The sequence below is a fragment of the Streptomyces sp. a15 genome (genome assembly GCF_059026085.1).
Window position 1 is genome coordinate 80,020 of the sequence record NZ_JBWLKM010000009.1, and the last position, 13,387, is coordinate 93,406.

At 71.2% G+C, this 13,387-nt stretch carries 6 protein-coding genes; 3 read left to right on the plus strand and 3 right to left on the minus strand.

Annotated elements, in window-relative coordinates; translation table 11 throughout:
- The first annotated feature begins 43 nt into the window (after positions 1 to 43).
- The 3 genes from AC5P09_RS12535 (at position 44) to AC5P09_RS12545 (ending at position 5,496) form a co-directional block, all read left to right on the plus strand.
- The gene (locus tag AC5P09_RS12535; protein ID WP_493873934.1) at positions 44 to 1,432 is read left to right on the plus strand and encodes a cytochrome P450; all 1,389 of its coding nucleotides are present in this window, start codon (positions 44 to 46) and stop codon (positions 1,430 to 1,432) included.
- Complete coding sequence (locus AC5P09_RS12540; protein WP_493873935.1) at positions 1,416 to 2,423, plus strand: (-)-alpha-amorphene synthase; 1,008 nt, start codon at positions 1,416 to 1,418, stop codon at positions 2,421 to 2,423. Before AC5P09_RS12535 ends, AC5P09_RS12540 begins: the two co-directional genes overlap by 17 nt.
- Before the next feature lie 163 nt (positions 2,424 to 2,586).
- Positions 2,587 to 5,496 (plus strand): ATP-binding protein, encoded by a 2,910-nt coding sequence (locus AC5P09_RS12545; RefSeq protein WP_493873936.1) that lies wholly within the window; start codon positions 2,587 to 2,589, stop codon positions 5,494 to 5,496.
- Between the two features lie 21 nt (positions 5,497 to 5,517).
- Here AC5P09_RS12545 and AC5P09_RS12550 read toward each other — a convergent pair whose 3' ends face one another.
- The 3 genes from AC5P09_RS12550 to AC5P09_RS12560 form a co-directional block, all read right to left on the minus strand.
- On the minus strand, positions 5,518 to 6,981 hold the full coding sequence (locus AC5P09_RS12550) for an alpha-amylase (RefSeq protein WP_493873937.1): 1,464 nt from the start codon (positions 6,979 to 6,981) through the stop codon (positions 5,518 to 5,520).
- Positions 6,978 to 9,689 carry an MGH1-like glycoside hydrolase domain-containing protein gene (locus AC5P09_RS12555; RefSeq protein ID WP_493873938.1) on the minus strand — a complete coding sequence of 904 codons (2,712 nt, stop codon included), beginning with the start codon at positions 9,687 to 9,689 and terminating at the stop codon, positions 6,978 to 6,980. The genes AC5P09_RS12550 and AC5P09_RS12555 overlap by 4 nt, the downstream gene beginning before the upstream one ends.
- 246 nt (positions 9,690 to 9,935) lie before the next feature.
- Positions 9,936 to 13,310, minus strand: a complete 3,375-nt coding sequence (locus AC5P09_RS12560) for a pyruvate carboxylase (RefSeq protein ID WP_493873939.1) — start codon at positions 13,308 to 13,310, stop codon at positions 9,936 to 9,938.
- Positions 13,311 to 13,387: the final 77 nt, after the last annotated feature.

Here is a 13,387-nt window from a genome sequence, read left to right on the forward strand (position 1 = left end):
TACTGCACCGGGCATATTCCCGACCGTCAGCCACCCTATTGCCTTGTTCCGTCGGCCGCTGGATTTTCTGAATTCCCTGCCGGCCCGTGGTGATCTGGTCGAGTTACGCCTCGGCCCGCTCCGCGCCTGGATGGCGTGCCACCCGGAAGTGGCCCGCCAAGTCCTCGTGGAGACCCGGACCTTCGACAAGGGGGGCCCGCTCTACAACAGGCTGCGGCCGTTGATGGGCAACGGCGTGGTGACATGTGATCAGGACGCACACCGACGGCAACGCCGGCTGCTGCAACCCGGCTTCCGCCCCTCCCGGGTGACCGACCACACGGACATGATCGGCCGGGAAGCCGAGGCGCTGTGCCGTGAGTGGCGGGCGGGGGACCGGATCGACGTCAGCGCGGCGACGATGGCCCTGACCACCCGGGTGATGAACCACGTCCTCTTCTCCGACTCGCTTCGTGGCGCGGCGGCCGCCGAGGTCGGCGACTGTCTCGCCGTCATCGTCCGTGGTCTGTTCGTCCGCACGGCCCTGCCGGTCGACGCCCTGTTCCGCGTCCCGACGCCCGCGAACCGGCGCTACCGGCGTGCGTTCGACCGGGTGCACGCGATCGTGGACGAGGTGATCGCGGAGCGCCGGCGCAGGGGCCCCGACGACGACCGGGAGGACATGCTCGACACGCTCCTGGCAGCCACGCGCTGCGAAGCCTCGGGCGTCACCGAGCAGGAGGTCCACGACCAGCTCGTCACGCTGCTGCTCACCGGATCCGAAAGCCCTTCCAACTGCCTTGCCTCCGCCCTCGATCTGCTGGCCCGGAATCCGGAGGCGGAACGTCTCCTGCACGCCGAGGTCGATGCCGTGGTCGCCGACCGGCCGCTGCCCGGCCCCGACGAGCTGCCGCGGCTCACCTACACCCGGTGCGTCGTCGCCGAGACACTGCGCCACCGACCGCCCGGTTGGCTCTTCACGCGCATCACCACCAAGGAGACGACGCTCGCCGGGCACCGGCTCCCCCGGGGAGCCACCGTTCTGTACAGCCCCTACCTGCTGCACCACGATCCCGCCTCGTTCCCCGATCCCGAGCGCTTCCTTCCCGAGCGTTGGCTCCCGGGGCGGGCCACCGCCGATCCGCACGGCGCGATGCTCCCCTTCTCCGCCGGGAACCGGAAGTGCATCGGCGACACCTTCGCGTGGGCGGAAGCCACGCTGGCCCTCGCGACCATCGCCGGCCGCTGGCGGCTGCGCCATCTGCCCGGATGCGCCGAACGGCTGCGCCCCGCCGCAACCTTGGGACCCCGGTCGCTGGTGATGACGTGCGAACCGCGTGCGCACGCGCCGGCCGACACAGCCCGTCCACGATCCCTCGCTTCCCGAGCGACCGCAGCAACCCGCGCACAGGACTCCCGAACGGCAGGTGACAACGGTGTCGACGACGTATGAGGACATCGCAGTGGCTCCGCAGGGCGTGATCACGGCCGGCAGTCTGCGGGACCTGATCGACGCCCACCTCTACATGCCCTTCCCGTTCCAGAGCAATCACCGCGCGGCCGAGGCGACGGCGGGCGTCCAGACCTGGCTGCGCGCCTGCGGGCTGACCGACGACCCGGCAGTGGCGGCCATGATCACCGCCACCCGCCCCGCCCAGCTCGCGGCCTACAACAGCCCGTCCATGGACGCAGACATCCTCCAGATCGTCGCCAACCAGATCGCCTACCAGTTCATCTTCGACGACCGGGCCGAAGAGGTCGGCCGCAGCCGGCCCGGCCTGCTGCTGCCCATGCTGAGCGAGAGCGTCGAGATCCTCAGGGACGGCCGGTCACCCAGGACACCCCTCGGCGCCGCGCTGGCCGACCTCCACCGGCAGGTCCGGGGGCGGTGCACCCCCGCCCAGGCCGCGCGCTGGGCGTGGAACAGCCGTGAGTACGTGCACGGGCTGCTGTACGAGGCGGTGGCGCAGGCCGAATCCACACCTCTGGAGACCGGACTGTGCAGGTCGATACGCTCACTGATCGCCGGCGTCGAACCGTTCCACCCGCTCTGCGAGGCCGCGCAGTCCCGCGAACTGGCCGCCGAGGAGCTCCATCACCCCGTCGTAAGGCGTCTGGCGCGGCTGTCGGCGGACGCGGCGGTGTGGGTACCCGACCTCTTCTCCGCGGTGAAGGAGCAGCGCGCGGGCAGCCTGATCAATCTCGCCCTGGCTCACCGGCGGGCCCAGGGGTGCTCGCTGGCGACGGCCGTCATGCTCGCCATCCGGCTGATCAACAGCACGATCCGTGAGTTCGAGGTGCTCTACGAGGAGATCAGGCCGGAGTTGAGCCCGGCCGGCATCGGCTATGTGGACGGCATGGCCGGCTGGATCCGGGGATGCTACTTCTGGTCCCGCACCGTGCCGCGTTACGCGGACACCGCGGAGGCATCCGCCCTTCCGTGAACGCAGGCGCGGCATCGTACCCGAAGAACGGGAACGCGAGTCGCTGTAATGGATATTTCACCCTCCCCGCCGTTCTCCTGTCCGAACACCGTCGCCGGGCGTTTCTGAGGGCATACGCTCGGCGCCGTCCTCCGCGGATCAACAACAGGAAGCGGTAGCGCACATGGCGCCTGGACTGCGACAATCCCTCACCGAAAACCGTCCGTTGCTCGAACGCCACCGGGAACTGCAGGCGCTCGACTCCGCTTTGACAGAGCTCTGCGAAACGGCCGACGGCGTGCCTCGCACGCCGTCGAGCGAACTCGTCACCTTCGCCGGTCCGGCCGGCATGGGGAAGACCGCTCTCGTGTCGACTGCCCGCGCCCGTGCCCTCGCACAGGGGTGCACGGTCCTCTCGGGCAAGGGCGGCGAGAACGAGCAGGGGCTGGCGTTCCGCGTGGTGCGCCAGCTCCTGCAACCCGCCCTGGCCGCGATGGACGAGACGGAGCTCCGCACCTTCCTGGGGAGTTGGTACGACATCGTCGCCGTGGCGCTCGGTCTCGAGGCGAGGGACACCGCCCATGTGCCGGACCCGACCGGGGTGCGCGACGGCCTGGACTGGGTCATGACACGCGTAGCGATGAAGAAGAAGCCGGTCGTACTTCTCCTGGACGACCTGCACTGGGCCGATGCCGAGTCCCTCGGCTGGCTGACGTCCTTCGCGCCGCGGGCCGCCGACCTCCCGATGCTGATCGTCGCCGGCTACCGGCCCGACGAGATGCCGCCCGAGGCGAGCGCCTTCCGCACGACCGTCGAACGTCACGGGAACCGTCCCCACACCCTGGGACCGCTCAGCGCCGACGGCGTCGCGCGGATCGTCAGGAACGAGGTGGGCGAGGATGCCGAGGACGAGTTCTGCGACGAGTGCTGGACAGCCACCGGCGGCAGCCCGTTCGAGGCCGTCGAACTGGCCATCAGGCTCGGCGAACGGCGAGTAAGGGGGGTGCGCCGCGAGTTGCCCGTGATGCGGGACCTCGCGGCGGCCGTCAAGGGACCAGGGCTGATCGAGCGACTTCACCGCCTCAGCCAGTCCACCGTCCGCTTCGCATGGGCCGCCGCCGTCCTGGGCGGGTCCTTCTCGCCGGAGCTCGCCGCGACCCTCGCGGTGATCGGCAACGAGGAGTCCGCCGAGGCGGCCGAGCGGCTTCGCCGCGCCCGGATCCTGGCCGACAGCCAGGGCCCGGGCGGCGGACTGGAGTTCGCCCACCCCCTCGTCGCCACGACCATCTACCGGGACGTTCCCTCGAACCTGCGCGTCGGCATGCACGACAGAGCCGCCGAAGCCGTCCGCGCCGCAGGTTTCGGCCCCATGGCCGCCGCCCGGCACCTGCTGGAGGTTCCCTGCGACGGACGGACCGAGGTGGTCGAATGCCTGCGCGCGGCCGCTCGTGAGTACCTCCGTTCCGGGGCCCCGGAGGCCGCCCGGCGCGTCCTGGCCCGAGCCCTGCAGGAACCGCCGCCTCCGGAGGACCGTGCGGCCATCCTGCACGAGCTCGCGTGCTCGACGTTCCTGATCGAACCCAGGGCCACGGTCAGCCATCTCCGGGAGGCGCTGGCGGAACCCGACGTCGACCCCGACCTGCGCGCAGGCATCGTCTACCGGCTCGCCCAGGCGCTGGCCCACACCGACCGGCTGGCCGAGGCCGCGGAGGTGGCCGCCGACGAGGCACAGCAGGCCACCAGCCCGCGCATCAAACTGCGCATGCAGGCCGAACACTTCGTGTGGAGCTCGTTCCGCACCGACGAGCCCGACTCGGCCGCCCGCTCCCGCAAGCTGGCGCGGCTGGCCGGGAAGCTGACCGGCCGCGGGCTCGAGGAGCGTTACATCCTGGGGCTGCGGGCATGGGACGCGCTGGTGCGTGGTGAGTCCCGGCGCACGGTCCTCGGGTATGCCGACGACGCCCTGCGCGGCGGAATGAGCTGGACGGACGAGAACCGGGGCTTCGAGGTGCCGGTCTCCGTCGCCCTGGTCTTCATGTACTGCGACCAGCCCCGACGGGCCGAGGAACTGTTCACCAAGGGCATGGCGGAGTGCGAGACGAAGGGCTGGCGCGGCTCCCATCTCGCCCTGAGCCAGGCACTCCTGGGTTACATCCACTACCGGCGCGGCTGCCTGGCGGAGGCGGAACAACTCGCCCGGGAAGGGCTTCGCATCGCCGACCGCGTCGAAGGCGCCGTACCCGCCCAGTGGTTCGCCATCGGCATCCTGATCCAGATCCTGCTGGCCCGCGGCCGGACCGCCGCCGCCCGTCGGCTCGCCGACCGGTACCACTACGGCGAGGTGGTCCCGAACGCCGTCATCTACCCCGATCCGCGCACGGTGTACGCCGAGCTGCTCCTGGCCGAGGGGCGGCGCTCGGAGGCCGAGTGCCTCCTGTCCGACGTCGGGGACCGGCTGGAGGCGCGTGCCTGGCGCAACCCCTCCTGGTGTCCCTGGCAGCTCGACCTGGCGTCCGCCGTCGCCCTCAGCGCTCCCGACCGGGCGGTCCGTCTCGCCCAGGACGCCGTCAAGCGGGCCCGCGACTTCGGGGCGGCGTCCGTGATCGGTCAGGCGCTGCACGTCGAGGCCGAGGTCACCGGCGGCCCCGCGGCACTCGAACTGCACGCGCAGGCCGTCGAGCACCTGGAGCAGTCCCCCGCCTCCTACGAGCTGGCCCGCGCCCTGGTCGGTCACGGCGCCGCGCTGTCCCGCAACAGCCGGCTCCAGGATGCCGCCGACCGGCTCTACCAGGGGCTGGAGACCGCCGTCCACTGCGGTGCCGAGGCCGTGGCCACCCGGGCCAGGGAGGAACTCTCCGCCGCCGGAATGCGCCCCCTGCCCCTGCGCTACGGCCAGACGGACACCCTCACCGCCCACGAACGCCGAGCCGCCGAGATGACGGCCCAGGGGCATCCGGTGACAGTGGTCGCGAAGGAACTGCGCCTGACCGAGCAGGGCGTCCGCAACCTGCTCTCCGCCGCCTACCGGAAGATCGGCACGGACGCCGCGGGGCTCGCCGGGGCGTTGAAGACCTTTCCGCGGCCTCAACTGTGACGACAGTGCCGTCACGAGCCGTTACGAGGTCCTCCGGACCGGTACGGACAGGACGTGCGCGTTCCACGCATCCAGGGCCACGAATAGGCCCGGGTCGGTCAGTTCGTCGCCCTCGCGGTCGTACGTCCGGTCCGTGAGGAGGTCGGTGAGGTGGTGGTGGCCGCCTCGGAGGTCGTCCCACGGGAGGGGAAGCCGTGCCTGGGCCGGGCGGTCGGCGTAGTTGACGACGACCACGTGGCGGGTGTCCTCGTGCGTCCAGGTCCAGGCCAGCAGACTGCCGTGGGTGTCGTTGTCCGGCAGGCCCGTCGGGGTCAACGGCCGCCACTCGCCCCTGCGTACGGCGGCCGCCGCCCCCAGCAGACGGCCGTAGAAGTCGCGCAGCGGTTCGTCGGCCGGTTCCGGTGGCCGGCGGGAGAGGAACACCGGTGGGCGTACCCGGCGGCCCTCGAACTGGCCCTCGTGCCAGAGCGTCGCGCCGGGGAGGGTCGCGACGGCGATGGCCGCGGCCTGTCCCTGTGCGCCGGGCAGGGTGGTGGCGGCCCGCGGCTCGTCGTGGTTCTCGAGGAAGCGGACGAGGCCGCGCTGGTATGCGAAGTCGGCCCCCAGATGTGCGCGGACGGAGTCGGCGTTCTCGTGGCACAGGCGGTCGTAGAGGCGCTTGTCGTAGCAGTGGTCGAAGCCCTGCTGCTGGAGGGACCATTCCAGGTCCCAGTACGCCTCGGCGACGAAGAGGAGGTCGGGGTGGCGGGCGCGGACGCGCGGGATGACGTACGGCCAGAAGTCCTCGGCGGGAACCGGTCCCGCCCGGTCGCCCCAGGTCTTGGCGAAGACGTCGTTCATCATCAGCATCGCCATGTCGCAGCGCACGCCGTCCGCCTGGTCGCCGGTGGACACCAGGGTGTCCACCGTCGCGGCCCGCAGGCCGTCGGCGAAGGCGTTCAGCTGGACGACGTCCGGCCAGGGCGGGAAGTACGGGTCGCGGCCCCGGGCGTAGAGGTGGCCGCCGGCTTCGATGAAGGCGTCCGGTGCGTGGGTCAAATCGTCCGGGGTGCCCTGGATCAGGCGGTCGGGGTGGGCGGCGAGCCAGGGGTGGTCGGGGGCCACGTGGTTGGGGACGAAGTCGAGGATCAGCCGTAGTCCGCGCGCGCCCAGTTGGGCGCGGGCGGCGGCCAGTCCCTCCGGGCCGCCGAGGGAGGCGTCGACGACGTAGTTCCGTACGCAGTACGGGGATCCGGTGATGTCCGCCTCGGTGACGTCGGGCAGGGCCGCGCGGAACGAGGCCATCAGGGTCTCGTCGCGCAGGGCGATCGCGCGGCCGGCCGGGCTGCGTTCCCAGACGCCCATCAGCCAGACGGTGTCGATGCCGGGCAGCGTGATCTCGTCCCAGACCTCGCCGGGCACCTCGCCGAGGGTGATGCGGCGCCCGAGGCGCTCGCTCAACCCGCTCAGCCAGACAAGGGTGTTGATCTCGAGGATCACCGTCATGACAGGGGTTCCTCCCGGTCGTCCGTGGGCCGTAGGGACTCCCGGCCGCCGCTGTGCCAGTCGTCGGCGTCAACGACATGGAACAGCGTCGCGGTGGCCGCGACCAGCCCCGTCCAGCCGGTCTGGTGGGAGGCGCCGAGCCCCGCGCCGTTGTCGCCGTGGAAGTACTCGTAGAAGAGGATCAGGTCCTTCCAGTGCGGGTCCTTGGCGAACTTGGGCTGCGCTCCGTGCACCGGGCGGTGGCCGTCGGGGTCGGACAGGAAGGTGGAGGTGAGGCGGTCGGAGATCTCGCGGGCGACCTCGTACAGGTTCATCCGCCGTCCGGAGCCGGTCGGGCACTCCACGGTGAAGTCGGGGCCGTGGTAGCCGTGCAGGTTCATCAGGGCGCGGATCAGGAGGAGGTTGATCGGGAACCACACCGGGCCGCGCCAGTTGGAGTTGCCGCCGAACATGCCCGAGTCGGACTCGGCGGGCAGGTATCCCACGCCGTACCTCTGGCCGTGCACGTCGAAGGAGTACGGGTGTTCCTCGTGGTGGCGGGAGAGTGAGCGGATGCCGTGCGGGCTCAGGAACTCGTCCTCGTCGAGCATGCGGGCCAGGATGCGGCGCAGCCGGTCCTCGCCGAACAGGGCGAAGAGGTAGCGGCCGTCGGTGTTGGGGTCCGCGGTCGCGTGCCGGGAGACGAAGGCCTCCACGGCGGGGTGCCGTTTGATGAACTCCTGAGCGCTCTCGACCAGTTCGGGGAAGCTGCGATCCGCCCGGCCGCCGATCACGCTGGTCGCGGCGAGTGGGATCAGGCCGACCAGGGAGCGCACCTTCAACGGGGTCGCGGTGCCGTCGGGCAGCCTGAGGACGTCGTAGAAGAAGCCGTCCTCCTCGTCCCACAGGCTGGCGTTGTCCTTGCCGATACGGTTCATGGCGACGGCGATCCACGCGAAGTGCTCGAACAGCATCTGCGCCTGCTCGACGTAGACCGGGTTGTCGACGGCGAGTTCGATGGCGATGTCCATGAGGTTCTGGCAGTACAGCGCCATCCAGGCGGTGCCGTCGGCCTGGTCGAGGTGGCCGCCGGTGGGCAGCGGGGCGCTGCGGTCGAAGACGCCGATGTTGTCGAGGCCGAGGAAGCCGCCCTGGAAGACGTTGTTGCCGTCTACGTCCTTGCGGTTGAGCCACCAGGTGAAGTTCTTCATCAGCTTCTGGTAGGCGTTCTCCAGGAAGGCGCGGTCGCCGTGCCCGGTGCGGTGCTTCTCCAGCTCGTAGACGAAGAGGGTCGCCCAGGCGTGCACGGGCGGGTTGACGTCGCCGAAGTTCCACTCGTACGCCGGGATCTGGCCGTTGGGGTGCAGATAGAGGCGGTGCAGGAGCAGCTCCAGCTGCCCCTTGGCGAAGCCGATGTCGACCATGGACAGGGCGAGGGTGTGGAAGGCGAGGTCCCAGGCCGCGAACCACGGGTACTCCCAGGTGTCCGGCATCGACATGATCTCGTCGTTGACCATGTGGTACCAGGCACTGTTGCGGACCCGCGGATCGGCGGCGAGCGGGTCGACTCCGTGCTCGGCCAGCCAGCGCTCCACGTCCAGGTAGTAGTACTGCTTGCTCCACAGCATCCCGGCGAGCGCCTGCCGGACCAGGTGCCGCTCTTCCTCGCCCATGCCGTCCGGGGCGAGGGCGTCGTAGAAGGCGTCGGCCTCGGTGCGGCGCATGTCCAGCACCTGTCCGAAGTCCGCCCAGGGATCGGTGAGTTCGGCGTCGGTCAGGCGCAGGCGGATGGTGGCGCTCTGCTCGCCGGGGACGGTCAGGACGTGGTGCACGGCCGCCTTGGTTCCGGTGCGTTCCGGGTTCACGGCGTCCTGCTCGCCGTGGACGACGTAGCGGTCGATGCCGTCCTTGACGTAGGGCGTGGTGTTGGGGCTGCCGAAGACGCGCTGGTTGTTGGTCTCGTTGTCGGTGAACAGGGCCTCACCCTGGTGGTGGAGCCAGCGCGGGCCGAGCTCTTCGTGGTCGGCGCGGACGGCTCCCTCCGTCGCGCGCAGTGCGGGGACCGCGGAGCCGCCCGCCCACGACCAGGTGTGCCGGAACCAGAGGGTCGGCAGCAGGTGGAGCGTCGCCTCGTCGGGGCCGCGGTTGTGCGCGGTGATCTCGACCAGCAGGTCCTCCGGTCCCGCCTTCGCGTACTCGACGACGACGTCGAAGTAGCGGTCCTCGTCGAAGACGCCGGTGTCGAGCAGCTCGTACTCGAAGTCGCCGCGGCCGCGGGACCGGTTGGTGTCGACGAGGTCGCCGTAGGGGAACTCGCCCTGCGGGTACTTGTAGAGGTACTTCATGTACGAGTGGGTGGGCGTGTTGTCAAGGTGGAAGTAGTACTCCTTGACGTCCTCGCCATGGTTGCCCTCGGTGTTGGTCAGGCCGAACATCCGCTCCTTGAGGATCGGGTCGCGGCCGTTCCACAGGGCCAGCGCGAAGCACAGCCGTTGCTTGTCGTCGCTGACGCCGGCGATGCCGTCCTCGCCCCAGCGGTAGGCGCGGGAGCGGGCCTGGTCGTGGGTGAAGTACGACCAGGCGTCGCCGTCGGCGCTGTAGTCCTCCCGGACCGTGCCCCACTGCCGCTCGCTCAAATACGGGCCCCAGCGCCGCCAGGGTGCCACGCCGTCGTCGGCCTCCGCGAGCCGCCGCCGCTCGGCGTCCCGTGCGTCATCACCGGTCGTCATCGCCCACGCTCCTCACGCCCCCGTCCGACCCGTCCAGAGTCGGACGGGTCGGACGGGGGCGCAATCACACGCGAGGGCTGAAGGCACCTGCGCCGGTTGCCGGACGGGGCTCCTTCCGGACGGCGTACGGCTGTCGCCACCTCGGCCGCCGGACGGCGTACGACTGTCGCCACTTCGGCCGCCCGACGGCGTACGGCTGTCGCCGCTTCGGCCGAACGGGTGGGACGCGCGCCCGGCGCGGCCGCCTCAGCCGATCTCGACGAGCAGGTCTCCGCCCTCCACCTGCTGGATCTTGTTGATAGCGAGCCGGGACACCCGTCCGGCCTTCGGGGCGGTGATGGTGGCCTCCATCTTCATCGCCTCGATCGTGGCCACGGTGGCACCGGCCGCCACCTCGTCGCCCTCGGCGACCGCGAGTGTCACCACCCCGGCGAACGGCGCGGGGACGTGGCCGGGCTTGGAGCGGTCGGCCTTCTCGGTCACCGGCACGTCGGAGGACGCGGCGGTGTCGCGGACCTGGATCGGCCGCAGCTGGCCGTTCAGCGCGGACATCACCGTGCGCATGCCGCGTTCGTCGGCCTCGCCGACGGCCTCCAGCTCGATGAGGAGCCGCACGCCCTGCTCGAGGTCGACGGCGTACTCCTTGCCGGGCCTGAGGCCGTAGAAGAAGGCCTTGCTGTCCAGCACGCTGGTGTCGCCGAAGCTCTGGCGATGCGTCTCGAACTCGCGCGTCGGCCCGGGGAACAGCAGCCGGTTGAGCGTGGCGCGCCGGTCCTTCTCCAGCCCCGTACGGTCCTCGGCGGACAGCTCCTGCACCGGCTTGGCCTCGGCGCGGCCCTGGAGCGCCCTGCTGCGGAACGGCTCCGGCCAGCCGCCGGGCGGGGTGCCGAGCTCGCCGCGCAGGAAGCCGATGACGGAGTCGGGGATGTCGAACTTGTCCGGCGTCGCCTCGAACTCCTCGGGCGCCACGCCGGCGCCGACCAGGTGCAGGGCGAGGTCGCCGACCACCTTGGACGAGGGGGTGACCTTCACCAGGTGGCCGAGAATGCGGTCGGCGGCGGCGTACATCGCCTCGATGTCCTCGAACCGGTCGCCGAGGCCCAGCGCGACGGCCTGGGTGCGCAGGTTGGAGAGCTGCCCGCCGGGGATCTCGTGGTCGTAGACGCGGCCGGTCGGCGAGGCCAGGCCCGCTTCGAACGGTGCGTAGATCTTGCGGACGCTCTCCCAGTACGGCTCCAGGTCACCGACGGCCCTCAGGTCCAGGCCGGTCGGCCGCTCCGAGTAGTCGGTCGCCGCGACGATCGCCGACAGCGACGGCTGCGAGGTGGTGCCCGCCATCGAGGCCACCGCGCCGTCCACGGCGTCCGCTCCGGCCTGGATCGCGGCGAGGTAGGTGGCCAGCTGGCCGCCCGCCGTGTCGTGGGTGTGCAGGTGCACCGGCAGGTCGAACTCGCGGCGCAGCGCGGAGACCAGCTTCGCGGCGGCGGGGGCGCGCAGCAGGCCCGCCATGTCCTTCACCGCGATGACATGGGCGCCCGCGTCCACGATCTGCTCGGCCAGGCGGAGGTAGTAGTCGAGGGTGTACAGCCGCTCGTTCGGATCGGACAGGTCGGAGGTGTAGCACAGGGCGACCTCGGCGATCGCCGTGCCGGTGGCGCGTACGGCGTCGATGGCGGGCCGCATCTGCCCGACGTCGTTGAGCGCGTCGAAGATGCGGAAGATGTCGATGCCGGTCGCCGCGGCCTCCTGCACGAAGGCGTCGGTCACCTCGGTCGGGTACGGCGTGTAGCCCACGGTGTTGCGGCCGCGCAGCAGCATCTGCAGGCAGATGTTCGGCACGGCCTCCCGCAGGGCGGCCAGGCGCTCCCAGGGGTCCTCGGCGAGGAAGCGCAGCGCGACGTCGTAGGTGGCGCCGCCCCAGCACTCCAGGGACAGCAGCTCGGGCAGGGTGCGGGCGACGAGCGGGGCGACGGCGAGCATGTCCTTGGTGCGGACCCGGGTGGCCAGCAGCGACTGGTGCGCGTCGCGGAAGGTGGTGTCGGTGAGGCCGATGGTCGGTGACTCGCGCAGCCACCGGGCGAAGCCCTCGGGGCCGAGTTCGGTGAGCTTCTGCTTGGAGCCGGCGGGCGGTTCCGTGGCGTCGTGCCGCGGGAGTTTGGTGGTGGGGTCGATCAGGTCGGGCCGCTCGCCGTGGGGCTTGTTCACCGTCACGTCGGCGAGGTAGGTGAGCAGCTTGGTGCCGCGGTCGGCGGAGTGGCGTGCGGTGAGCAGGTGCGGTCGCTGTTCGATGAAGGACGTGGTGACGTTTCCGGCCTGGAAGTCCGGGTCGTCGAGGACCGCCTGCAGGAACGGGATGTTGGTGGCGACCCCGCGGATGCGGAACTCGGCCACGGCACGCCGGGCCCGGCGGACCGCGGTCGTGAAGTCCCGGCCCCGGCAGGTGAGTTTCACCAGCATGGAGTCGAAGTGCGCGCTGATCTCCGTACCGGCGTGGGTGGTGCCGCCGTCCAGGCGGATGCCCGAGCCGCCGGGCGAGCGGTAGGCGCTGATCCGGCCGGTGTCCGGGCGGAAGCCGTTGGCCGGGTCCTCGGTGGTGATCCGGCACTGGAGTGCGGCGCCGTGCAGGGTGACCGTCTCCTGGGAGAGACCGAGGTCGGCGAGGGTCTCGCCGGCGGCGATGCGCAGCTGCGCCTGGACGAGGTCGACGTCGGTGACCTCCTCGGTCACCGTGTGCTCGACCTGGATGCGGGGGTTCATCTCGATGAAGACGTGGTTGCCGTCGCGGTCGAGGAGGAACTCCACGGTGCCCGCGTTGCGGTAGCCGATCTCGCGCGCGAACCGCACGGCGTCGGCGCAGATCCGCTCGCGCAGCACCGGGTCGAGGTTGGGCGCGGGCGCCAGCTCGATGACCTTCTGGTGGCGGCGCTGCACGGAACAGTCGCGCTCGAAGAGGTGGATGACGTTGCCGTGCCCGTCGGCGAGGATCTGCACCTCGATGTGACGGGGTTCGACGACGGCCTTCTCCAGGAAGACGGTGGCGTCGCCGAACGCGGAGGCCGCCTCGCGGGCCGCCGCCTCGATGGACTCGCGCAGCTGGGCGGGCTCCTGGACGCGGCGCATGCCGCGCCCGCCGCCGCCCGCGACCGCCTTCACGAACAGGGGGAAGCCGATGTCCTCGGCGGCCCGCACCAGCTCGTCCACGTCGGCAGAGGGCGCCGAGGAGCCCAGCACCGGTACGCCGGCCGCGCGGGCGGCGGCCACCGCGCGGGCCTTGTTGCCCGTCAGCTCCAGGATCTGCGCGCTCGGCCCGACGAAGGTGATGCCCGCGTCCTCGCAGGCCCGTGCCAGCTCCGGGTTCTCGGACAGGAACCCGTAGCCCGGGTAGACGGCGTCGGCACCGGCCAGCCGGGCCGCCCGGATGATCTCCTCCACGGAGAGGTAGGCCCGCACCGGGTGCCCCGGCTCGCCGATCTCGTAGGCCTCGTCGGCCTTCATCCGGTGCAGCGAGTTGCGGTCCTCGTGCGGGAAGACGGCGACGGTCCGCGCGCCCAGTTCATAGCCGGCGCGGAAGGCTCGAATCGCGATCTCGCCTCGGTTGGCGACCAGTACCTTGCGGAGCATTCCGGATCCCTTCGAACTGCCGGTGCGGGACACCATGGTCGCGGCAATACCGCCGCCTTGCCATGAGAGGCGGGTCA

What these genes read in the sequence shown, in the direction of transcription:
- AC5P09_RS12545 (WP_493873936.1), top strand. Translation starts at nt 2,587, where the DNA reads ATGGCGCCTGGACTGCGACAATCCCTCACCGAAAACCGTCCGTTGCTC.
- AC5P09_RS12550 (WP_493873937.1), bottom strand. Translation starts at nt 6,981, where the DNA reads ATGACGGTGATCCTCGAGATCAACACCCTTGTCTGGCTGAGCGGGTTG.
- AC5P09_RS12555 (WP_493873938.1), bottom strand. Translation starts at nt 9,689, where the DNA reads ATGACGACCGGTGATGACGCACGGGACGCCGAGCGGCGGCGGCTCGCG.
- AC5P09_RS12560 (WP_493873939.1), bottom strand. Translation starts at nt 13,310, where the DNA reads ATGCTCCGCAAGGTACTGGTCGCCAACCGAGGCGAGATCGCGATTCGA.